This is a genomic window from Streptomyces sp. NPDC090022 (assembly GCF_044748145.1).
Taxonomy (GTDB): domain Bacteria; phylum Actinomycetota; class Actinomycetes; order Streptomycetales; family Streptomycetaceae; genus Streptomyces.
On sequence record NZ_JBIVFN010000016.1, the window covers coordinates 50,646 to 71,491 of the forward strand.

A 20,846-nucleotide genomic window follows, 5' to 3' on the forward strand; every position below is an offset into this window, starting at 1 on the left:
TGGTCTTGGACGCCCGCCGAGGCCCGAAGGCAGCATCGTCCCTATGACTGAACGGACGATCGCGCTGGTCACCGGCGCGAACAAGGGAATCGGCTACGAGATCGCCGCAGGCCTGGGCACCCTCGGCTGGAGCGTCGGCGTCGGCGCCCGCGACGACCAGCGCCGAAGCGCCGCGGTGGAGAGACTGCGCACCGCCGGCATCGACGCGTTCGCCGTACCGCTGGACGTGACCGACGACGCGAGCGCGACCGCCGCCGCACGGCTGATCGACGAACAGGCCGGACGCCTCGACGTGCTCGTCAACAACGCCGCCATCGCAGGCGACATGCCACAGGAGCCCACCCGGATCGACCCCGCCACCATCCACACGGTCGTGGACACCAACGTGATCGGCGTCATCCGCGTCACCAACGCGATGCTGCCGCTGCTGCGCCGCTCCGCCGCACCACGGATCGTGAACATCTCCAGCATCGTCGGCTCCCTCACCAGGCAGTCAGGACCCGCCGCCGAGCAGACGGCAGGTCCGGTGTCCGCGGCGTACGCGCCGTCGAAGACGTTCCTGAACGCCGTCACCCTCCAGTACGCCCGGGAGCTGAGCGGCACGGACATCCTGATCAACACCGGCTGCCCCGGCTACGTCGCCACCGACCTCAACGGCTTCCGCGGCGTGCGCACCCCCGAACAGGGCGCGGCGATCGCCATCAAACTCGCGACCCTGCCCGACGACGGCCCCACCGGACAGTTCTTCGACGACGCCGGCGTAGTGCCCTGGTGATGTGCACGGCGGCCATCACCCGCCAGGCTGATGCCGCTGCGCCCGCGCATCTCGAACAGAGCCGTGGTGGCCGTCCCTGCCAACGCTCCGGTGCCCGGGGCAACGCCCCGCACCGCTACCGGCTCCGACAACCGTGACCCGGGGATCCGCATCGCAAGACCTCACTGCTGTTCACCAATCCTCCGACCTGCCGAATCTCCATGCGCTCGGTGACAACTGGGCCCAAAACTCGGAGCAGGTGGCAACAGGGTCGACCATCTGGTGACAAGTAGCGCGACCGCTGCGCCACCGAAACCCAGGTCGGTAGTGCGACTTGAACGCGATCCACCGGTCGGCCTCCACCCTGGCCCGGCTCAGTCCGAGCACCCGCGCGACGGCGGCCTTGAGGTTGTCGGAGCGGACCTTGCTCCGAGGGATACCGCCCAGCGTCCGCAGCGCGTGGACGTGCCCTTCGAAGAACGCCTCCTGCCCGCAGGACGCGAACACGCGATGGACGGCCTTGCCCGAATACGACAGGCGGAAGGAGAACAGGTAGCAGGTCACCAACTCGCCGGCGAGGCGGATCGTCACGTCGCCGAAGTCGACCTCCGCCTCGTGACCGGCTGTTTCCCACGCGGGTGCCCCCCGGCCCCGGCCGATCCCGGTCGGTCAGCACCTCGCCCACGCGGCCGCCGTACGCAGTACGGTGCCTCGGCCCCGGTCCGGGACGGTCCACAAGGCCTGTCCCCGGATGCCCCAGCGCTTCAGGAGGGCGTTCGCGGCCAGGAAGCCCGTCGTGGCCGCCCGTTCCATCAGTGCGACCGGGAGGCCGGTGCGGACGCAGTCGCCGGCCACCACAAGGCCGGGGTCGGAGGTGTGGACGGTGGGGCGGTCGGCGTAGCCGCCCACGGGGAACAGCGGGCAGTCCTGCCGCCATTCGTGGCGGGCGTCGACGACGACGGCGCCGCGGGTCTCCGGGTACACGCGGTGGAGCTGCTCGACGAGGTGCCGTTGCTGGGCGGTGCGTGCGGCGTGCGGGTCCACCGCGTAGGCGTGGAGTTCGACGACGGATCCCTCGGTGCGTGCCGCCCAGCGGGCGGACTCGTCCTCCCAGCGGTCCAGGACGCTGATGTTGTCGAGGCCGCCGAATCCGCTGGTGCCGAGGAAGCCGGGTCGGTGGGGAGCGACGGGCCGGTCCAGCCACAGCCGCGTCACCAGAAAGGGCGGGGCGGGTTGCAGGCGCGCCGCGCGCTGCCGCCAGGCGGGGTCGCCCAGCCGCTCCGAGCGGGCGGCCAAAGAGCTCAGTCCGGTGGCGTCCAGGGCGAGGACCACGGCGTCGTACCTGTGCTCGTCGTCCTGCCCGCCGACTTCGAACCCGCCGCCGGGGACCGGTGCGACGTGTTCGACGGGACTGCTGGTCCGCACGCGGGCGCCGTGCCGGTCCAGGTATCCGGCCAGGGGGTCCCACAGCGCCGCCGGATAGGGCGAGCGGGGAACGTCGAACAGCAGGCCCTCGGCGGAGCCGAGGAAGTAGATGTGGAACATCAGGGCCATCTCGGCCGCCGACAGCTGTCGCGGGTCGGCGAAGAAGCTCCGGGAGAACACCTCGAACGCCAGATGGCGGGCGTGCGGCGGGAAGCGGATGGCCTCCAGGAAGTCGTGGGCGCTGGTGTCGTCGAGGCGGTGGTACACGTCGGGGACGCGGACGTCGAGCAGCGGCAGGGCGCGGAGCGGATCCATGGCGGGCAGGTCCCGCATCCGGAAGGAGGGGCTGAGCGCCGCGAAGGCGAGAGCACTCCACGGTGGGGTGCGGGGCACGCGCCGGAAGCTGTCGCGCAGCCCGTCGGCGTGCAGCAGCGGATAGTCGGGCATTCCGGACAGACGTTCCAAGGTGGGATCGGTTCGCCGCAGCAGGCCCCGCAGGTTGTAGTACTGCCGGAAGAATGCGTGGAAGCCACGGCTCATCGTCACCGCGCTGCCGTCGCGCAGCCGGGTCGGCCAGCCGCCCGCCCGGCCGCCCAGGTACGGCTCGCGCTCGTACACCGTCACCGCCACTCCGCGTTCGGCCAGTGCGGTGGCGGCGGCGAGGCCGGCGATCCCCCCGCCGACCACGGCGACCGTGTGCCGGCCGGTGGCGTACCGGGTCCCTGGGTGGGCGGGCAGGATACGGGCGCGCCGGTCCCGTCCGCGGCGCGCGGCGGACCGGGGGTGCGCGGGCCGGGTCATCGGGGACCCTGTGCGCGCGAGGCCACGAAGGTGTGGGTGATGCCCGTCTGCCAGCCCGGCAGGGGCAGGGCGCGGACCCGCTCGAAGCCCGCCCCGCGGATCCGGCCGACGAAGCGGTCGGTCCGGTCGAAGTGGACGACGCTGTGCCACAGGTGCCGGTACAACGGCCCGTCGCCCAGCAGGGCCGCAGCCGGCTGGACGATGCCGCGGCACACCAGCGTCCACACCGCCCGGTCGGTGCGGCGGCCGCTGAGGCTGTACTCGTGGACGCCGAGCCGTCCGCCCGGTCGGAGCACGGTGCGGACGGTGCGCAGGACGGCGTCGGGGTCGGAGAGGTTGCGGAAGAGGTAGGCGGCGAACACCGCGTCGAACGGCCCGTCGACGCCCGCGTCCGCCAGGTGCTCGGCGGGCGCGTGGACGAAGCGCACGCGGTCCGCCCAGGGCTTGACGGCGGCTCGGGCCAGCATGCCCGCCGAGGCGTCCACGGCCGTGATCCCGGCACCCGGAAGGACGGTGCGGATGGCGGCGGTGGAAGCTCCGGTGCCGCAGCCGAGGTCCAGCACGCGGAGCCCCTCCCCGTGGCCCGGTAGGCCGAGGCGGCGCACCGAGCGACGCAGGTGCGCGTGGTAGCCGGGGTTCGCGGCCACCAGGGCGTCGTAACTGCGGGACGCGTGGTCGAACGCGGCGGCGAGGTCCTCGTCGCGCAGCAGGGTCATACGGTCTCCAGAACTGTTGGCGGGGGAGGGGGTCAGGTGGAGGCACGGCGGGGCAGGCAGGGCAGCTCGACGGCCGAGCGGAGCATGGGGCCGGCCGGGGCGTGCCGGCCGACTGCGAGGTCCTCGAACAGGTTCGTGCGTCCGTCGAGGAAGCGCAGCAGCCGGGTCGCCGGCACCCGGGTGAACAGTCGGCAGAACAGGTCCGGGCCGTCGACGCGGCCGCTGGCCAGGGCGCGCAGCAGGACGGCGTCCATCGCCCGGGCCCGTACGGAGTGCGCGGCCGGGGGCTCCGGGCGGCGGCCCTGACGCAGGGCGGCGGCCACGGCGCGGGTCTGGCGCTGGAGCCCGGCGAAGGTGTATCCCGTGGACGGGCGGGTCGCACCGCCGGCGGCACCGATCCGGAACACCGACGTGCCGACCCGCCGTTGCAGGGGAGCGTCCGTCATGGGGATCACGCCGGTCTCGGTCGCGACGATCTCCATGTCGCCGAGGGCCAGGACGTCCTCGGCGTAGTGCCGCAGTGCCGTCTCGTAGCCGCTCGCCGTCAGGACGCGCGGGGAGAACTCCGTGTACTCCACGAGGGCTTCGTGGGGGCTGGTGGGCAGGACGTAGCCGAAGGAGAGTCCGGAGGTGGGCTGGGGTGTCCGGAAGTCCATCAGGTCGGCGGTCCCGGGGTCGAACGCCGGGCGGGCGGTGCGGACGAACCAGCCGTGGAAGTGCTGCAGCAGGGTGGTGCGTGCGGCCGGGAGGCTTCCGAGGGGGCGGGAGTCGAACACCCAGCGTGCGTGCAGGGCGCGGGCCGGGCCGCCGGGTGGGGTCATCAGCACCACGGCGCCGGCGGGGGTCTCCTCGACGCTGTCGGCCGTCGCCTCGAGGCGCCGGACGTTGGGGCTGCGGGCGAGGTTCCGGGTGACCAGCGATTCGAAGTCGTCGGAGCGGATCATCTTGTACCGCAGCGGCGCGATGTCCGCGTCGACCGCGGGGCCGGCGGCCGGCCGCACGCGCAGGTGCTCCCATCGGGCTCGCACCGCGGCATCGAAGCGGCCGCGGCCCGGCTCCCAGAAGCACCAGGTGCGCGGGCCCGGGCGCTTCGGGCCGGGCGGAGCGTCGATGAGGACCACGGAGGGAGTCAGGGCCCCGGGAACGTGTCCGCTGAGCCGGTGGACCAGCGACAGCCCGGAGGCTCCCGCTCCGATGACCGCCACGTCCGCCTTCAGCACGGCTGCCGCCTCCGTTCCCGGTCCGCCCGCGTACGTGCAGGAGTTCCCGCCCCGGCACGCTCCCGGATGCAGGTTTCTGCCGCGCTCACCTGATCAGGCGCGTCCGCACGGTGGCATTCCCGCGCGTTCGGGTATTCGCCCCGAACCGCATCCGTATCACGGGAAGGGACCGAAGGCACACATGACGAGCCAGCGACACCGCATGACGAGCGAGCGACACCACGCCGAGAGGAACCGGGATGCGCCGAACCCAGGCCAAGGACCATTCCGCGGCTGCACCGCGGTCCACGCCCGGCCTGTTCCCGGCGCCGGTGCAGCCCGAAGCCGTCGATGCCGACGTACCCGGCGCGATCGGGCACGCCTTGGAGCAGGTGCTCGAGGACCGTCTCTCCCGAGCCGTCGTCCTCGACGCACGCTTCGCCGATGAACTGGCCCAACGTGTGGCGCGCTTCACGCGTGAGGGAGGCAAACGCACCCGCTCCCAGCTCCTGTGGTGGGCGATGCGCGCCTGCGGCGGGAACGACTCGCACACAGCCGTGGCCGCCCTGCGTATCGGCGCAGCGCTCGAACTGCTCCAGACCTGCGCCCTGGTCCACGACGACGTGATGGACGGATCGGCACTGCGCCGCGGCCGTCCGGCACTCCACGCCGATGTGCGGGACCGGTACGAGGACGCCGCGACATCGGAGCGCGCGGCCCGCTTCGGGGAAGCGACCGCGGTACTGGCCGGCGACCTGGCGCTCGCATGGGCGGACGACGTGGTGGCGGAAACGGCCCTCGATCCGCGGACGGCGACCGCCGTGCGCGAGGTCTGGAGCGACATGCGCACCGAAATGGTGGCGGGCCAGTTCCTCGACCTCCAGGGCCAGCTCACCGGGTCACGTTCCCCCTCACAGGCGCTGCGCACCGCCCACCTCAAGAGTGCCCTGTACTCGGTCCAGCGGCCGCTGGCGCTGGGCGCGACGGTGGCGGGCGCCGACGGCCGCACGACGCGAGCGCTGTGTTCGGCGGGGCGCTGTGTGGGCATGGCCTTCCAGCTGCGCGACGACCTCGACGACGTCTTCGGTGACCCCCGCCACACCGGCAAGAGCTGCGGAGGGGACATCCGTGACGGAAAACCGACCTACCTGGCTGCGCTCGCGCTGGCGCGCGCCGAGGCAACCGCCGACCGGCCGGCTCTGACGGTACTCGAGCAGGCCCTCGGGAAGCAGGATCTGACCCCCGCCGACCTCGATCGGGTACGGGAGGTTCTGGTACGGACCCGTGTCCGGGCGGAGGTCGAAGCGAAGATCGAGTGCCTGTCGGCCCAGGGGCTGCGCCACTTCGACGGTGCCCTGCTCGACCCGGACGCCGCCGGCCGACTGCGCGCTCTCCTGGCCGCGGCGGCGGCTCCGCGCGCAGCACAGGGCCCACCGGCCCGTTCCCATCCCGTGTCCCCGATGGATGCGGACGCCTGTGGTGCGCCGGAGCACCGGCGGTGACCCGTACCGTGAGCGGCCGCACGGACCACGTCGTCGTCGTCGGGGCGGGCCTGGCCGGACTGGCGACGGCCTTGCACCTGCTGGGCGCGGGGCGCCGTGTCACCGTCGTCGAAAGGGACGTCCTTCCCGGCGGCCGGTCAGGACGCCTCTCCCTGAGCGGCTACCGGGTCGACACCGGCCCCACGGTGCTGACCATGCCCGACATCGCCGACGAAGCCTTCGCGGCGGTCGGCGACAGCCTGCACCGACGCGTCGACCTCTTTCCGCTGGACCCGGCCTACCGGGCGTCGTTCGCGGACGGCAGCACCCTGGACGTGCACACCGACGGCGAGGCGATGGCTGCCGCGGTCGAGCAGTTCGCCGGAGCCGGTGAGGCGGCGGGCTACCGACGGCTGCGCACCTGGCTGGAGCAGATCTACCGGGCGCAGATGCGCCGTTTCATCGACGCGAATTTCGACTCTCCCCTGGACCTGCTGACCGGCGACCTCGCGCGGCTCGCGGCGCTCGGCGGCTTCGGGCGGCTGGACCGGCGCATCGGTGCCTTCCTCAAGGACGAGCGGCTCCAGAGGGTCTTCTCCTTCCAGGCCCTGTACGCGGGCGTGCCGCCGGCCCGGGCCCTCGCCGCCTACGCCGTCATCGCCTACATGGACACCGTCGCCGGGGTCTACTTCCCGCGCGGCGGCATGCACGCCCTGCCGCAGGCCATGGCGGACGCAGCCGCCGACGCGGGCGCGGAGCTGCGGTTCGGTGAGCCCGTGACGCGGCTGGAGCGCCTCGGCCAACGGATCTCCGCCGTTGTCACCGCGAAGGACCGCATTCCCTGTGATGCGGTCGTCCTCACCGCGGACCTGCCGCTGAGTTACGGGCTCCTGGGACGCCGGCCCCGTAGGCCGCTCCGACTGCGGCACTCTCCCTCAGCCGTCGTACTGCACGCGGGCACGGACCGTACCTGGCCTCAGCTGGCCCACCACACGATCTCGTTCGGCGCCGCCTGGCGGACCACGTTCGACGAACTCATCCGGCACGGAAAGCTGATGAGCGATCCGTCCCTGCTCATCACGAGGCCCACGGCCACCGACCCCACCCTCGCCCCACCGGGCCGGCACCTGCACTACATCCTCGCTCCCTGCCCCAACACCGACGTCGGCCCCGCGGGCGCCGCCTGGGGCGAACTCGGCCCGCGCTACCGGACCGACCTCCTGCGGGAGCTGGAACAGCGGGGCCTTCACGGCATCGAGGCGGCCATCGAGGAAGAGTGCCTCGTCACCCCCGCGGACTGGCTCGGCCAAGGACACGCCGCCGGCACCCCCTTCTCGGCGGCCCACACGTTCCTCCAGACGGGGCCCTTCCGGCCCCGCAACCTGGTCCGGGGCACGGACAACGCCGTCCTTGCAGGCTGCGGCACCACCCCCGGCGTGGGCGTGCCGACGGCCCTGGTGTCCGGGAAGCTGGCGGCGGCCCGGATCACGGGCGGCCCCCGCCGCCCCTCCTCCCGCACCGAGGGAGCAGCCCGATGACCTGTCCCGGTCCCCGATCCGGGCGCGAACTCGACGCCGCGGGCATCACCGACCCGGTGCTGCGGGCCGCGTACGGCCGCTGCCGCGAACTCAACGCCGCGCACGGGAAGACGTACTTCCTGGCCACCCGGCTGCTGCCGATCGAACGCAGGCCCGCCGTGCACGCGCTGTACGGGTTCGCCCGCTGGGCCGACGACATCGTCGACGCGACCGGTGCCGATGCCGGTGCCGATGCCGACGATGCGGACGACGGCCCGCGCGGTGCCAGGCTGGCCGCTCTGCAGCAACGTCTGGACGAGGGGCTGCGGCACGGGGACCGAGGCGAACCGGTGGTGGCGGCTCTCGCCGACACCGCACACCGCTACGCGATCGATCACCGCCACTTCCAGGACTTCATGACCGCCATGCGGTCCGACCTGGTCGTCACGGACTACCCCACCTATGCCGACCTGCGCGGCTACATGCACGGCTCGGCCGCGGTGATCGGCCTGCAGATGCTGCCGGTGCTGGGCACGGTGGTGCCCAGGGAGGAGGCCGAGCCGTACGCCGCGGCCCTCGGGGTCGCGTTCCAGCTCACCAACTTCCTGCGGGACGTCGGCGAGGACCTCGACCGCGGCCGCGTGTACCTGCCGGCCGACCTGCTGGCCGGACACGGCGTCGGGCGGGACCTGCTCCACTGGTGCCGCAGCACGGGCCGCCAGGACCGCCGCGTGCTGGGCGCGCTGCGCGAGTTCGAAGCCCTCACCCGCGGCGTCTACCGCGAAGCGCGGCCCGGCCTCGCCCTGCTCGACCCGCTCGCCCGGCCCTGCATCCGTACCGCGTTCGTCTTGTACGGGAGCATCCTGAACGCCGTCGCGTCGGACGGTTACGCTGTGCTGCACCGCCGCTCCGTGGTCCCGCGTCGCAGACGCGCGGCGGTCGCGGCGGTCGCGCTCGCCCGGCTGACCGCGGTCAGGCTGCGCCACCGACGGCGTGCCGCGCCGATGCCCACTCCTGCCCCTGCCCCTGCCCCGGCGCCGCCCGCCGACCCGACCGCAGACCCGGACCGGCCGGTCCCCGAGGAGGCCGTGTGAATCCCGAACCGTCGGCACCGCGAGCCCGGCTGCCCCTTTCGCTGCGCCGCAGGCCGGTCCCATGGGACCGGCAGCAGCCGACCTGGCGCGACGCCAAGCCGAGCCTGATCACGGAAGCACTGAAGCGGGCGCAGGCCCGGCCGTCGGGGAACTGGTACGTCGTGGGGGCTTCCTCGGCCCTGGGCAGCGACCGTCCCGTGGCCCGCACCGTGGCAGACCGTGAGGTCGTACTCTGGCGCGGCACCGACGGCACACTCCACGCCGGCCCCGGTATCTGCCCCCACCTCGGCGCCCCTCTCGCGGACAGCCCGGTCCGGCGCGGGACCCTGGTCTGCCATTGGCACGGGCTCGCCCTCGACGGGACCTCGTTCGCGGGCTGGGAGCCGCTGCCGGCCTTCGACGACGGGGTCCTCCTGTGGGTGCGGCTCGACGAGGCCGGCGGGGAGGAGCCCCTGGCCGAGCCCGTCGTGCCGGTCCGGCCGGCTCCGGCCGGCGGGGTGAGCGCCGTGTACGAGGGCACGGGGCTCTGCGAACCCGAGGACGTCGTGGCCAACCGTCTGGATCCGTGGCACGGGGCCTGGTTCCACCCGTACTCGTTCGTCGACCTCACGGTCGTCGGCTCACCCGGCGGGGACGACGCAGAGGACCGTTTCACCGTCGACGTCTCCTTCAAGCTGGCCGGGCGCCTGGTCGTACCGGTACGAGCCGTCTTCACCGCTCCCGGTCCGCGCACCGTCGTCATGCGCATCACCGAGGGGGAAGGCGCGGGATCGGTGGTGGAGACGCATGCGACCCCCCTCGGGCCGGACGAGCTCGGCCGCCCGCGGACGGCGGTGACCGAGGCCGTGGTGGCCGCCTCCGACCGCCCGGGCTTCGCGGTCGCCCGCTGGGCCGCGCCGGTCCTCCGCCCGGCGATGCGCCATGCGGCGGCCCGGCTGTGGCGGGACGACCTGGCGTACGCCGAGCGCCGCTGGCACCTGCGCTCCACGGGCCGCTTCCCCGGCTGACCCGGCCGGCCGGTCGTCGCTCGTCGGCGCCCTAGGCTCCCGCCGGGGGCGGGCTGCCGGCAGGGAGATCGTCCTCCCGAGGGAAGAGGGGCTCCACGCCCGTCATCTGCAGTAGGCGCCTGAGCTGCGGGGCCGGGTTCGCCAGGTGGATCGCCGCGTCGGCCTCGACCGCGTCCAGCCGTGCGCCGAGGAGCGCGTCGAGTCCCGAGGAGTCGCAAAAGGTGACCTGGCTGCAGTCGGCGACGATGCGGTCCGCCCCGGACGCGCCGACGAGAGCGAGAGCGTCGGTGAGGGCGCGCCTGAGCGCGGGCGCGGTGGCGACGTCGATCTCGCCGACGGGCCGGACGGCGACCGCGCCGCCGACGAGCTCGACGACGGGCCGCGTGGCGTTGTCCTGATCGCGATGGGGTCGCTCGGTCACGGCGGTACCTCCTCGGCGTGCGCGACAGCTTCAGGCGTTGCGCTGGTCGTTGCTGTCCTGGCGGAGCTGGTCGGTGTGGCGGGTCATGGCGTCGATGCGGTCGGCCAGTTCGGTGTCGTCGGGTCCGAGGTGGGGCCGGGTACCGGCCAGGGGGCCGACCAGGCGGGCGGCGTCGTCGTCAGCGAGGGCCAGGCTGAGCTCGCCGACGGGTCCCTCGGCGTCGGCGGGAAGGCCGGTGAGGGAGGTGACCTGTCCCGCGAGGCGCCGCAGGTCGGCCGCGTTGTCGCGGGCCCAGGCGGTGACGGTGCGGTCGGCGGCCCGCGAGTCGCGGGTGGCCTGGACGCGCTGTTCGCCCGTACTTCCCGCGGCACCGGGGCGCAGCCGGAGGTAGCGGCGTTCGGCGGCCTGGCGGCTGGCGACCCCGAGCGGCCCGGCGAGCTCAGCCCAGCTGGCGCCCTGGCCACGGGCCGTCTCGATCAGGACGCTCTCCCAGCCGGCGAGCTGCTCGCGGACCTCGCGGAGCATCAGCAGCGCGGCCAGGGCCCGCTGAGGGCCGACGCCCCCGGTCTCCGCTGCCCCGGGGATCCGGGGCTGATGCGCCTCCTGGACCGCGCGGCGGATGGTCTCGAGTGCTGCGGCGGCCTCGCCGGCGCGGACCGGTGAGGTGGGGGGAGAGGTCTCTTTCACGGCGCCTCCACGGCATTGTCATCCATCGGGTGACATCTTGCTTGTCATCATCCCGATGACATGCTACAACGGAGACACGTTGAAGCGCATTGGCTCGGCAGTGTCTGCCGCAATCAACTGGAGGTGTTTCGCGATGTTGATGCGCACCGACCCGTTCCGCGAGATGGACCGGATCGTTCAGCAGCTCTCGGGTACGGCCGGGACCTGGTCGAAGCCGTCCGTGATGCCGATGGACGCCTACCGTGAGGGCGACACGTACGTGATCGCGTTCGACCTTCCGGGGGTGAGCACCGAGGCGATCGACATCGACGTCGAGCGGAACATGCTGACCGTCAAGGCCGAACGCCGCCCCGCCGCCAAGGGCGACACCGCGCAGATGGAGCTCTCCGAGCGTCCCCTCGGTGTCTTCTCCCGCCAGCTCGTGCTGGCCGACACCCTGGACACCGAACGGATCGAAGCCGACTACGACGCGGGCGTGCTGACCCTGCGGATCCCGATCGCCGAACGCGCCAAGCCGCGCAAGATCGCCATCGGCGGCGAGTCCCACCGCAAGCAGATCTCCGGCTGAGCGCCCGCCCACCAGCAACGGCGGACGGACCCGCCCCCGGGCGCCCCCTCCGGCATCCGTCCGCCCCGCTCCCCGCCCCTTTCACCCCTGCCCGCCCCCGGAGGTGACGTGAGATGTCCATGCGCCGGGAAGCGTTCCTGGAGCACGTCCAGGAACGCGGGGAGTACCGGACCCGGGAAGAAGCCGAACGCGTGGCCCGAGTCGTCCTGGCCCTGCTGGGCGCACATTTGGTCGGCACCGTGCGGGCCGAGCTCGCCGCCCGCCTCCCCGAGGCCTACGCCCTGATCCTCCTCAACCCCCTGCAGGCCGCCGAACCGCTCTCCCCCGAACGCTTCGTCCGGGCGACCGCGGCCTGGATCGAAGGCGCCACCGAGAAGACGGCCCTGTGGGACATCGGCGCGGTCCTGTCCACCGTGGCCGCAGCGGCCGGAGACGTCCTCATCCGTGAAGCCCTGCTCCAGCTCCCGCCCGGCTACGACCTCCTCTTCGGGCACCCCCAGCCCACCTGACCGGCAAGTCCACCTGACCGCCACCGGCCCATGGCCGGACCCTCCGCACAGAAAGGCAACCGCAGCCGTGTACGACCAGCCTCGAGCGAACGCCTCCCAGCCGGCCATGACGTTCGACCAGATGCTGGAACGCGTGCGCTACGAAGGCGCCTACCCCACCCGCGAACGCGCCGCCGAAGCCGTCCGCCAGGTCCTGTCCGCTCTCGGCCGCCAGCTCACCGGCGACGAACGCGTCGACCTCGCCCAGGTGCTGCCCGTCGAAGCCGCCGTCACCCTGACCGCCCAGATCCCCGCCACCGAACACCTCACCGGCTGGGGCTTCGTCAAGGACCTGGCCGCCCGCACCGGTGTGAGCCCGGCTGTCGCCCGCTGGGACACCGGCGCCGTACTCGCCGTCATCACCCGCCTCACCGGCCCCGACCTCCTCGCCAGAATCCTCGGTCAGCTCCCCGACGACTACGCCCTCCTCTTCGGCCAGGCCCAGCTGCGCCGTCCCGAGCCTGCCGCCGCCTGACGGGGGCTCGGCCCACGGGCACATACGAAACGGGTCCGGGACCGCTGCTGCGGCCCCGGACCCGTCGTGTGAGGCGGAGTCTCAGTGCTTGAAGGTGTCCTTGATCTTCTCCTTGGCCTGGCGGGCGTTGCCCTTGGCCTGCTCGATCTTCGCTTCGGCCTTCTGCTCACCAGACACAGCTGATCACTGCCTGCTCCGTGGAAAGGTCCTACAGCGCTGCGTATGACCGCTTGGCCCCTTACTGAACGAAGGGGCGCGCCATCGCGTGACCCCGTGGCCGGCGGGCCCGACGGTGTCAGGCCGGCTGCGTCAGCACTTGGCCGGCGTGGGGCAGTTCCTGGATGTGGGCGGCTGTCCCTTCCAGCGGCAGAAGAGGGCGCACAGGGCAGGCAGCCGGGGTGTGGTCGTGGTCGACCTTCCAGGTGGGCAGGGATGCGGCACCGCCTTGGGTGGAGACGGCGTAGAGGGTGCCGGAGCAGCCTTGACACACCAGCGAAGCGTGGATCACAAGAGGGCCCTTCCGTCGGTGCCGACTCGGCGCGCTCCCATGATCGGCCTCACGTCATCAAAACGATTCTCCTGCTCCGTGGACACCACGGTGCGGGGTGTCCAGACGATCTTTGCTCTGCCTGCTCCCTGGACAAGGCCGGAGACGACAGGGAGCGGCCCCTCGCTCCAGCTCGCCGCCTCGACCGCCCAAGGGGGCGGCATCTCGAGCTTCATGGCCCTCCTCTCGCCCCGGGCCCGCACCTCGGCTCGCCGATCGCGGGACGGCTGGGGGCGGGTAGGCGGAGACGGTGATGGTCCTGGCCTCGGGATGGGCCGGGACCGGCTCAGGGCCGGTCGCCTGGGCTTCAACGGGGTCGGCTCATCGTGGCAACGCCGCCGGGGGCGTGGGTGACCTGGGTGGTGCGGGCGAGGCGGTTGACCATGGGCCGGCCGAAGCCGCCGGTCCCGCCGTTCAGATCGGGGGTACGCATGCGCGGTGCCTGCGGGCTCGGGTCGTGCACGGCCACCTCGATGCTGTCCGGGTGGGCGGTCGGCTCCAGGGCGCAGGTGCCGCCGGCATGGCGCAGGGCGTTGGTGACGCGCTCGCGCAGCCACCCCTCCAGGGCGTCGGCGCCGCGGCCCGGGAGTACATCGATGCGTTCGCCGGTTTCGGCATCGATCAGGACGGTCGCGTAGCGGTGGCGGCGCTTGAGCGCGAAGTCGTCGACGCCGAGGACGCGCGGCACCCGCACCACGGACAAGGGCAGGCGGGCCAGCAGCCGCAGGGCGGTCGAGCGGGATATCGCCGCAGCCAGGACACGGGAGGGGCGGGCGCCCGCCCGGCCCGCTGACTCCTCCACCACAGAGCCGGGCTGGTCGGCGAGCCGGCATGTCCGCCGCTGGTAGCGTTCGATCAGGCCTGGGACCTGTTCACGGAACGTCTGCCGGGGGCAGCCCAGGACCGGGCAGACCAGGCGCCGGACCTGCACCGACACCACGACGCGCCTGCCGTCCGCCGGCACGTCCGCGATCGTACGTCGGTGGATGCCGTGCACCCGCCCCGTCGGCTGCCCGCACACCGGGCACTGCCCGGGCTCGTCCCGCGTCCGGGCCCGCACCCGGATGAGCTCGCCCTCGTCCGCCACATCCTCGACGACGAGCGGAGCAAGTCCCGAAAACACCACGTCCACAAGGGCGTTGACATGCTCCAGGCAGCGTCAACGACGGCCATCACTCTTCGTTACCGCCGATTACGGGACAGAGCCGTTCGAATGACAGACCCGCAGACAGCGGGGGCGTCGCGGCCGCGGGGGCGAGCCCCGGCCAGACCGGGGCCGCCATCCCGCACGCGGCCCTGGATCGAGGCCCCGGTCAAGTCCCCGCCCCGGGCTGCCCAGCAACCACGCCAGCGGCGTGGAGACGATCGCCACGACCATCAGCGTGTTCCTCCATTCGTGCAGCGTCGAGTGCCCCCTGTGCCTGCCCGGCGCCCGGCCGGCTGGGCACGCCGCTTGACTCGTGGTCGCCTTCGAAGACAGGCGCCAGGCGACAGGGAACGCAGGGCAGGCGGAGCACGCGAGGCGCCTACCGGTGCGCGCCAGCAGCTCGCGCGCCCCCACCTCACCCGGACACGGGCGCCTGTCCGCCGGGACGGGAGCGGGGTGTGCAGAGGACTGCGGACAGCCGTGCAGCCGACTTCGGAAACTGACAGCCGAACCCCCGCCGACCCCGGATTCGTTCGCAGAACCCTTTCTCACTCAGAAGCGGGACAGACCCTTCTGAGACTTGCATGATGCGAAATCCGGACTCATGACGGACCTCAACAGCCCTCCCCGTCCGACCGGTCGGACGCCGACGAGGTCGAACAGCACGCCTGCCCGAAGTGCGACGCCCAGCCCGGCTCGCCGTGCCGCTCGCGCGGCGGAGCGGTCGCCTCCGCCTACCACACCCGCCGCTTCACGGAGGTGCCCCGGCTGAAGAAGGCGCTGCGGGTGCCGACCCCGGCCGACCGCGGCCCGGGCCGGCCGTGGCGCCCAGGCACCCCGCCGCCGGCGGCGTCGCTCGACCCAGACCTGCCGAGCGCGGACATCCGCATCGGATACGCGCGGTGCTCGACGCTCGGGCAGGAACTCGACTCCCAGCTCGACGCGCTCGCGGGGCACGGCATCCCCCGCGACAAGATCTTCACGCCAAGCGCGAGGCGTACCCCGAAGCCGTCGAGGCCGCACATGCCGACTTCGCCGCCATGAACAGCGGAGCGGTCCCCGAGCCCCGCACTCAAAGGGAGGCCCTGAAATCACACTGAGCTACTTGTCCCCTCGCCGTAGCCATACGAGAACAGGGTCCGGACGGTGTGCCGATGCCCGGGAGAGATACGCGAATCGCCCGATATGTCCTGTTAGTCTTCGATCGGGTGCCCTCACTGCATCGACCGAACAGGGAAGGAAGCTCGTGTTCAGGGTGGCAGGAGTCGAAGCGGGTCAGCGCCGCCTGAACGGTCCGCAGACCACGGGCCGCGAGTACCGCAATCTGTCGGAGCCGGTGCACGGCATGCGGTGCGACCGGGACGTCACCGTGGGGATGCGCGACGGTATCGAGTTGCTGGCCGACGTGCATCGACCGGACAGCGACGGGCGATTTCCCGTACTGATCGCGGCGTCACCGTACCCGCGCCAGATCCAGGACCTGGGCGCGCCGATGGGCTTCATCGAGGCCGGTGCGTCCGATTTCTGGGTGCCGCGCGGCTACGTGCACGTGATCGCCAACCTCCGGGGGACGGGGGGATCCGGGGGGACGTTCGGGTTCTTCGACGCTCAGGAGCGTCGCGACCTGCATGACCTGGTCGAGTGGGCTGCGGAGCAGCCGTGGTGCGACGGCAAGGTCGGAATGATCGGCATCAGCTACTTCGCCATGGCCCAGCTGGAGGCGGCCGTCGAGCGCCCCGCGCACCTGCGGGCGATCTTCCCGGTGGCTGTCACTACCGACCTGTACGAAGCGGCGATGCACCACGGGCTGTTCAGTTCCGGCTTCGTGACGCCGTTTCTCGCCATGGTGGGGCTCACCTCGGCTCGCAGCGACCGGTTCTGGCGCAACCGGCTGATCGATGCGGCCCGAGACGTTCTGCGTACGGGGCCGCTGCACAAGAAGTTCGCCACGATGAACGGCGAGTCGTCGGTCACGCTCCTGCGTGCCGCGCTCAAGCTCCACCACGACCCGCACCCGTGGGACGACTTGTGGCGCGCCATGGCGGTCGAGCACCCGCTGCGTGACGCGTGGTGGGACGAACGAAACCTCCTGCCGCTCCTTGACCGTGTCGAGGTCCCCACCTATCTCGGCTGCGACTGGCAGAACGTCCCGCTCCACCTCCCCTCCACGTTCCCCGCCATGCGGGCGCTGACCGGTGCTCCGGTCGTCCGGGTCGCGATGCTGGGCGAGTTCGGACTCACATGGCCGTGGGAGAGCCTCCACGTCGAGGCACTCGCCTGGTTCGACCACTGGCTGAAGGACCACGACACGGGCATCCTCGACGGCCCCGCGATCCGGTACTGGATGCCCGGCGCCGACGAGTGGCGCACAAGCGACACCTGGCCCCCCGAGACCAGTGAGCAACGCGAATGGAGCCTGCGTGACGACGGCACGCTCGGCGACGAACAGGACAGTCCGGGCGAGCGGGCGCTCATGGTGCTCGGCGCGGGGCTCGGTCGGTCGTGGTCGAGCGACGCCGACCCTCCCACCCAGCTGGCATGGACCAGCGAGCCGCTGACCGAGACGCTCGACGCCGCCGGGGATTTCGAGGTCGAGCTCCACGCCGCCGCCACCGCCACCGACACGGCATGGGTCGTCACCCTCCAGGACGTGGCGCCCGACGACACCGCTGTCGACGTCACCGCCGGATGGCTCCGGGCCAGTCTGCGCCGGACCGATCCTGACGCCGACTCGGCCAGGCCGCCAAGACTCCCCTGCCGTGAACCCGAGATCGTCGTCCCGGGTTCGGTCACCGCTTATCGGATCCCGCTCGTCACCAACGCCCGGAGGTTCACCACCGGGCATCGCATCCGGCTCGTGGTCACCAGCGATGACCAGGACCAGAGCACCCCGGCCATCATGGGGTTCCGCCACGCGCCCGTCGGCACGAGCAGCCGCAACACCGTGCGTTCTTCGTCGAGGCTCGTGCTGTCCGTGGCCGGGCAGCCCGACCGGGGCACCCCGGAAGCGGACGTGAACTCGTGAAGGATGAGCCTGATGAGAACGCCGGCTCCGACGGCCCGGGCAGCCTCGACCTCGAGCAGGCCCTGACCATCCTCGCCTGGAGCGATCCCGCACTGACCGAAAACCCCGGCGCGGCGCCGGCCCGGCTCGGCATCGACGTACCGCCCGCCCTGCGGTTCGACGTGAGGGTCCAGCGTCCGGACACGCTGTACCTCGTCATCCCGCCCGTGTCCTCCCAAGAAGACGGCGGCGAGAACGTCGTGAACCAGATGGACTTGTGGCGCAGCGGCGACCAGTTCGTATGGATCCTGCCGCAGGACGCGAAGACGGCACTGCTGGAGATGCGCGAGCAGTACCGCAATCGTGGCGGCGGGGACGGCCGATGAGCGGTGCCGATCGTTTCACCGAGCACTACCGGCTGCTCAGCACCGACCCGGCGATGAGGGCAGCGCTGCTGGCCGACCCCAAGGCGGCGCTCGCCGCCTACTTCGGCTCCGTCGTCGACGGCGCGTACCGCATCGAGGTCATCGAGCAACGGGCGGACACGATCACCGCGGTCGTCCCTGCTCCCCCCGAGCCGGGTGTCGCCGCGGCCGCCCGACTGGCCGACGTGTCCGGACGGATCTACGACATGCTGCACAGCAGCGGCATCGGCGGCTACCTGATCCCCGACGAGGCACTCACCTGGGTGCTGCGGGACATGCGAGCGCTCTGGGCGGGAGGGGATGCCGCCGATGACGCCGACAGTTCCACCCCGGGTCGCTGATCGTGCCGAGCGCGCACTGTGCTCCGTACTGTGGGAGAGGAAGGTGGCGTGAAGGTACGCGACGCGTTTTTCGAGGTGCTCCGGAGTCACGGCATCACCACCGTCTTCGGCAATCCCGGCTCGAACGAGCTGCCGCTGCTGCGTGACTTCCCCGACGACTTCCGCTACGTCCTCGCCCTGCACGAGGGCGCGGCGATCGCCATGGCGGACGGCTATGCCCTGGCGACCGGCAGGCCCTCATTGGTCAACCTGCACGCCGCGGCCGGCACCGGCAACGCCATGGGGAACTTGACCAACACCCAGTCCGGCCACGTCCCCGTGGTCGTCACCTCCGGACAGCAGGCCCGACGCTACACCGCCCTGAACGCGCTCCTCACCAACGTCGACGCCACGGCACTGGCCGACCCGCTGGTGAAATGGAGCTGCGAACCCCTGCGCCCCGAGGACGTACCCCAGGCGCTCTCCCAGGGCATCCTGCTGGCAGGATCCGCCCCCGCCGGCCCCGTCTACCTCTCGCTGCCCCTGGACGACTGGGACCACCAGGCGGATCCCGGCGCGCTGAAGCACCTCAAGGCCCGCACCGTGCAAGGCGATCCGGTCGTCTCCGAACCCACCCTCGACCTCCTGCGCCGCCGGCTCACCGGCGCGGCCAACCCGGTCATGGTCGTCGGGCCCGGCATCGACGACGCCACCGGATGGGACGGAGCCTGTCGGCTCGCCGACCGGCTCGCCCTTCCCGTGTGCGTGGCGCCGAGCCCGTCCCGCTGCCCGTTTCCCACCCGGCACCCCGGCTATCGCGGTGTCCTGCCCTCGGACATCCCCGGGGTCGCACGCCACTTCGACGGACACGATCTCGTGGTCGCCTTCGGTGCGGCGATCTTCCGCTATCACGCGTTCGAGGAGGGCGACTACCTGCCTCCGGGCACCGAGCTGTGGGCCGTGACCTCGGACCCCGGCGAGGCCACCCGAGCACCGTTCGGCCAGATCCTGGTCGGCAACCCTTCCGACGCCCTGGCCCGCCTCGCCGAGACCGTCCCCGCCCGCCACCGACCGCCGCCACCACAACTCGAACGAACCAGCCGCCTGAACGAGGCCGGCCCGGCATTCAGCGCGGAGGCGATCGTCGACGCCCTCGACGCGGCCAAGGACGAGAGCACCGTTCTCGCCCACGAATGGACGTCGGTCGACACCACCTGGGACCGCTTCGACATCTCACGACCGGGCAGCTTGTACTTTCCGGCGTCCGGAGGCCTTGGCTGGGGCCTGCCAGCGGCCATCGGCCTCCAGCTGGGCGATCCCTCGCGCCGCGTACTGGCCATGCTCGGTGACGGCGCCCTGCATTACACCGTGAGTGCGCTGTGGACGGCAGCCCGATACCGCGTCCCCGTGGTCTTCGTCGTCGCCCGCAACGGCGAGTACGGGGCGCTCAAGAAATTCACCCAGGTCATGCAGGCACCCGGCGTGCCGGGCCTCGAACTGCCCGGCATCGACATCACCGGTATCGCCTCGGCATACGGCATTTCCGCCACCCGCGTCGACACACTCGCCGGACTGACAGCGGCGGTGACAGCCGCGCTGGCCACGGACGAACCACACCTGATCGAGGTACCCCAGCAGCCGCTGACCGCCAGCTGATCGGCAGCCGGACCCGAACGGCCCCGCCGCCGTTGAACCCGGCGTGGCCCCGGGCTGTCGGGCCGGCACCGTGGTTGGGCCCCGGTCTTCGACGTCCTTAAGGTTGATCACCCCAGAGTCTCCTGCCGAAGATCCGGCATGCGCCGGGCCGAACTTCTTCAGGATCTCGGTGGCCTGTTCAGCAAGCTCTCCGTCTGGAGCGGTCAGCACGACGCACGGCCGCGTCCAGGGCCTCGGGACTCACCAGCGGCGGCCTGCCGGCGGGCACGCCTCCGGCAGGGTGGGAGCGATCCGCCGCGACGATCAACCGAAGGGAACGACGATGGCGTACGAGGACCGTACGTACCACGGCATCCAGGGAGCCGGCAGCAACGAGGACGGATGGCAGCCCGCCCGGCTCTTGGCCGAGAAGCCCGAGTTCGGACCCACCCAGCGCGAGAACGTGAAGGTGCTGCGGGAACTGCCCGAGCCGGAAGACGGCGGCGGCTTCGACTGGGGCTACGACGGCACCGGCACCAGCCACACCGCCGCCGCACGCCTCGCCGATGCCCTCGACCTCGGCGACCCGGCCGCATGCGGCATCGCCTTCATCGCCCATCCCGAGGACCAGATCCTCATCCAACTCCGCGAAGACTTCTGCGACGACGTCCTGTCCCAGCTCTGCGACGAGTGGCGGCTCCGCCGAGGCGTCACCCTGCGCTGGTCCCGCGCCTGGTACCTCCAGCACGGCATCACCGACCTCCCCACGCGTACAGACACCGACACCTGAAAGACACGCACCGCACACGCGGACCCCGGCCAGACCCTCGCCCAGGGCGACGCCACCCCCGCGACGACCTCGGGAAGCCTCATCAACCGCCGTGACCGGGTCCTGCTCGCGCAGCGGTGTGAAGTCGACGTCGAGCTCTGTCTCGTACGCCGCGGGCTGCACGCCGAGCTCGTGCGTGCTGTACTCGCCGAACCGCTGGATGTGCTCGGTCGAGTACGGGGAGATGCGGGCCAGGTCCTCGGGGCCGATCGCTCAGCCCTCCTCGCCAGGTGGCGAGTAGCGCTG

General features: G+C 72.2%; 20 protein-coding genes and 1 pseudogene. 13 read left to right on the forward strand and 8 right to left on the reverse strand.

Annotated features, from left to right (window positions below):
• The first annotated feature begins 43 nt into the window (after positions 1-43).
• Positions 44-775 (forward strand): SDR family oxidoreductase, encoded by a 732-nt coding sequence (locus tag ACIPXB_RS25015; protein WP_401453513.1) that lies wholly within the window; start codon positions 44-46, stop codon positions 773-775.
• A 171-nt stretch (positions 776-946) separates the two neighbouring features.
• Here ACIPXB_RS25015 and ACIPXB_RS25020 read toward each other — a convergent pair whose 3' ends face one another.
• The 4 genes from ACIPXB_RS25020 to ACIPXB_RS25035 all read right to left on the reverse strand — a co-directional run bounded on the left by ACIPXB_RS25020 (position 947) and on the right by ACIPXB_RS25035 (position 4,916).
• Positions 947-1,345 carry a hypothetical protein gene (locus tag ACIPXB_RS25020; protein ID WP_401453515.1) on the reverse strand — a complete coding sequence of 133 codons (399 nt, stop codon included), beginning with the start codon at positions 1,343-1,345 and terminating at the stop codon, positions 947-949.
• Positions 1,346-1,423: 78 nt separating this feature from the next.
• Positions 1,424-2,980, reverse strand: a complete 1,557-nt coding sequence (locus ACIPXB_RS25025; protein ID WP_401453517.1) for an FAD-dependent oxidoreductase — start codon at positions 2,978-2,980, stop codon at positions 1,424-1,426.
• On the reverse strand, positions 2,977-3,696 hold the full coding sequence (locus tag ACIPXB_RS25030; RefSeq protein ID WP_401453519.1) for a class I SAM-dependent methyltransferase: 720 nt from the start codon (positions 3,694-3,696) through the stop codon (positions 2,977-2,979). Before ACIPXB_RS25030 ends, ACIPXB_RS25025 begins: the two co-directional genes overlap by 4 nt.
• Positions 3,697-3,728: 32 nt before the next feature.
• Positions 3,729-4,916, reverse strand: a complete 1,188-nt coding sequence (locus ACIPXB_RS25035) for a lycopene cyclase family protein (RefSeq protein ID WP_401453521.1) — start codon at positions 4,914-4,916, stop codon at positions 3,729-3,731.
• A gap of 239 nt (positions 4,917-5,155) precedes the next feature.
• Here ACIPXB_RS25035 and ACIPXB_RS25040 point away from each other — a divergent pair, with 239 nt between their 5' ends.
• The 4 genes from ACIPXB_RS25040 to ACIPXB_RS25055 are packed head-to-tail and all read left to right on the forward strand — an operon-like array spanning position 5,156 to position 9,994.
• Positions 5,156-6,397: a polyprenyl synthetase family protein gene (locus ACIPXB_RS25040; protein WP_401453524.1), complete on the forward strand. Its 1,242-nt coding sequence runs from the start codon at positions 5,156-5,158 to the stop codon at positions 6,395-6,397.
• Positions 6,394-7,914 (forward strand): phytoene desaturase family protein, encoded by a 1,521-nt coding sequence (crtI, locus tag ACIPXB_RS25045; RefSeq protein ID WP_401453526.1) that lies wholly within the window; start codon positions 6,394-6,396, stop codon positions 7,912-7,914. The genes ACIPXB_RS25040 and crtI overlap by 4 nt, the downstream gene beginning before the upstream one ends.
• Complete coding sequence (locus ACIPXB_RS25050) at positions 7,911-8,987, forward strand: phytoene/squalene synthase family protein (RefSeq protein WP_401453528.1); 1,077 nt, start codon at positions 7,911-7,913, stop codon at positions 8,985-8,987. Before crtI ends, ACIPXB_RS25050 begins: the two co-directional genes overlap by 4 nt.
• A complete protein-coding gene (locus ACIPXB_RS25055) occupies positions 8,984-9,994 on the forward strand; it encodes a DUF5914 domain-containing protein (RefSeq protein WP_401453530.1) in 1,011 nt (336 codons plus the stop codon). The genes ACIPXB_RS25050 and ACIPXB_RS25055 overlap by 4 nt, the downstream gene beginning before the upstream one ends.
• Positions 9,995-10,025: 31 nt before the next feature.
• On the opposite strand, the gene ACIPXB_RS25060 is transcribed toward ACIPXB_RS25055, so the two are convergent.
• Positions 10,026-10,415: an STAS domain-containing protein gene (locus ACIPXB_RS25060; RefSeq protein WP_401453532.1), complete on the reverse strand. Its 390-nt coding sequence runs from the start codon at positions 10,413-10,415 to the stop codon at positions 10,026-10,028.
• 30 nt (positions 10,416-10,445) lie between these two features.
• On the reverse strand, positions 10,446-11,102 hold the full coding sequence (locus tag ACIPXB_RS25065; RefSeq protein ID WP_401453534.1) for an HSP18 transcriptional regulator: 657 nt from the start codon (positions 11,100-11,102) through the stop codon (positions 10,446-10,448).
• A gap of 133 nt (positions 11,103-11,235) precedes the next feature.
• Here ACIPXB_RS25065 and ACIPXB_RS25070 point away from each other — a divergent pair, with 133 nt between their 5' ends.
• From ACIPXB_RS25070 to ACIPXB_RS25080, 3 genes are all read left to right on the forward strand, one after another.
• Complete coding sequence (locus ACIPXB_RS25070; protein ID WP_401453536.1) at positions 11,236-11,670, forward strand: Hsp20/alpha crystallin family protein; 435 nt, start codon at positions 11,236-11,238, stop codon at positions 11,668-11,670.
• Between the two features lie 113 nt (positions 11,671-11,783).
• Positions 11,784-12,179: a DUF2267 domain-containing protein gene (locus ACIPXB_RS25075; RefSeq protein ID WP_401453538.1), complete on the forward strand. Its 396-nt coding sequence runs from the start codon at positions 11,784-11,786 to the stop codon at positions 12,177-12,179.
• Positions 12,180-12,285: 106 nt separating this feature from the next.
• The gene (locus ACIPXB_RS25080) at positions 12,286-12,693 is read left to right on the forward strand and encodes a DUF2267 domain-containing protein (RefSeq protein ID WP_401453539.1); all 408 of its coding nucleotides are present in this window, start codon (positions 12,286-12,288) and stop codon (positions 12,691-12,693) included.
• Between the two features lie 854 nt (positions 12,694-13,547).
• On the opposite strand, the gene ACIPXB_RS25085 is transcribed toward ACIPXB_RS25080, so the two are convergent.
• Positions 13,548-13,928: a transposase gene (locus ACIPXB_RS25085; RefSeq protein ID WP_401453712.1), complete on the reverse strand. Its 381-nt coding sequence runs from the start codon at positions 13,926-13,928 to the stop codon at positions 13,548-13,550.
• 228 nt (positions 13,929-14,156) lie between these two features.
• A pseudogene (locus ACIPXB_RS25090) lies at positions 14,157-14,372 on the reverse strand (transposase family protein); the annotation flags it as partial.
• A 1,270-nt stretch (positions 14,373-15,642) separates the two neighbouring features.
• Between ACIPXB_RS25090 and ACIPXB_RS25095 the strand changes: the two are divergent.
• The 5 genes from ACIPXB_RS25095 (at position 15,643) to ACIPXB_RS25115 (ending at position 20,561) form a co-directional block, all read left to right on the forward strand.
• Positions 15,643-17,412, forward strand: a complete 1,770-nt coding sequence (locus ACIPXB_RS25095) for a CocE/NonD family hydrolase (RefSeq protein ID WP_401453541.1) — start codon at positions 15,643-15,645, stop codon at positions 17,410-17,412.
• Positions 17,409-17,777 carry a nitrile hydratase gene (locus ACIPXB_RS25100; RefSeq protein ID WP_401453543.1) on the forward strand — a complete coding sequence of 123 codons (369 nt, stop codon included), beginning with the start codon at positions 17,409-17,411 and terminating at the stop codon, positions 17,775-17,777. The genes ACIPXB_RS25095 and ACIPXB_RS25100 overlap by 4 nt, the downstream gene beginning before the upstream one ends.
• Positions 17,774-18,157, forward strand: a complete 384-nt coding sequence (locus ACIPXB_RS25105) for a hypothetical protein (protein ID WP_401453545.1) — start codon at positions 17,774-17,776, stop codon at positions 18,155-18,157. The genes ACIPXB_RS25100 and ACIPXB_RS25105 overlap by 4 nt, the downstream gene beginning before the upstream one ends.
• 48 nt (positions 18,158-18,205) lie before the next feature.
• Complete coding sequence (gene mdlC / locus ACIPXB_RS25110; protein WP_401453547.1) at positions 18,206-19,792, forward strand: benzoylformate decarboxylase; 1,587 nt, start codon at positions 18,206-18,208, stop codon at positions 19,790-19,792.
• A gap of 322 nt (positions 19,793-20,114) precedes the next feature.
• The gene (locus ACIPXB_RS25115) at positions 20,115-20,561 is read left to right on the forward strand and encodes a hypothetical protein (RefSeq protein WP_401453549.1); all 447 of its coding nucleotides are present in this window, start codon (positions 20,115-20,117) and stop codon (positions 20,559-20,561) included.
• Positions 20,562-20,846 lie beyond the last annotated feature (285 nt).

Bases quoted from the DNA above. Each gene is read 5' to 3' on its own strand.
- ACIPXB_RS25015 (WP_401453513.1), top strand. From the start codon at position 44: ATGACTGAACGGACGATCGCGCTGGTCACCGGCGCGAACAAGGGAATC.
- ACIPXB_RS25025 (WP_401453517.1), bottom strand. From the start codon at position 2,980: ATGACCCGGCCCGCGCACCCCCGGTCCGCCGCGCGCCGCGGACGGGAC.
- ACIPXB_RS25030 (WP_401453519.1), bottom strand. From the start codon at position 3,696: ATGACCCTGCTGCGCGACGAGGACCTCGCCGCCGCGTTCGACCACGCG.
- ACIPXB_RS25040 (WP_401453524.1), top strand. From the start codon at position 5,156: ATGCGCCGAACCCAGGCCAAGGACCATTCCGCGGCTGCACCGCGGTCC.
- ACIPXB_RS25050 (WP_401453528.1), top strand. From the start codon at position 7,911: ATGACCTGTCCCGGTCCCCGATCCGGGCGCGAACTCGACGCCGCGGGC.
- ACIPXB_RS25070 (WP_401453536.1), top strand. From the start codon at position 11,236: ATGTTGATGCGCACCGACCCGTTCCGCGAGATGGACCGGATCGTTCAG.
- ACIPXB_RS25075 (WP_401453538.1), top strand. From the start codon at position 11,784: ATGTCCATGCGCCGGGAAGCGTTCCTGGAGCACGTCCAGGAACGCGGG.
- ACIPXB_RS25080 (WP_401453539.1), top strand. From the start codon at position 12,286: ATGACGTTCGACCAGATGCTGGAACGCGTGCGCTACGAAGGCGCCTAC.
- ACIPXB_RS25105 (WP_401453545.1), top strand. From the start codon at position 17,774: ATGAGCGGTGCCGATCGTTTCACCGAGCACTACCGGCTGCTCAGCACC.
- ACIPXB_RS25115 (WP_401453549.1), top strand. From the start codon at position 20,115: ATGGCGTACGAGGACCGTACGTACCACGGCATCCAGGGAGCCGGCAGC.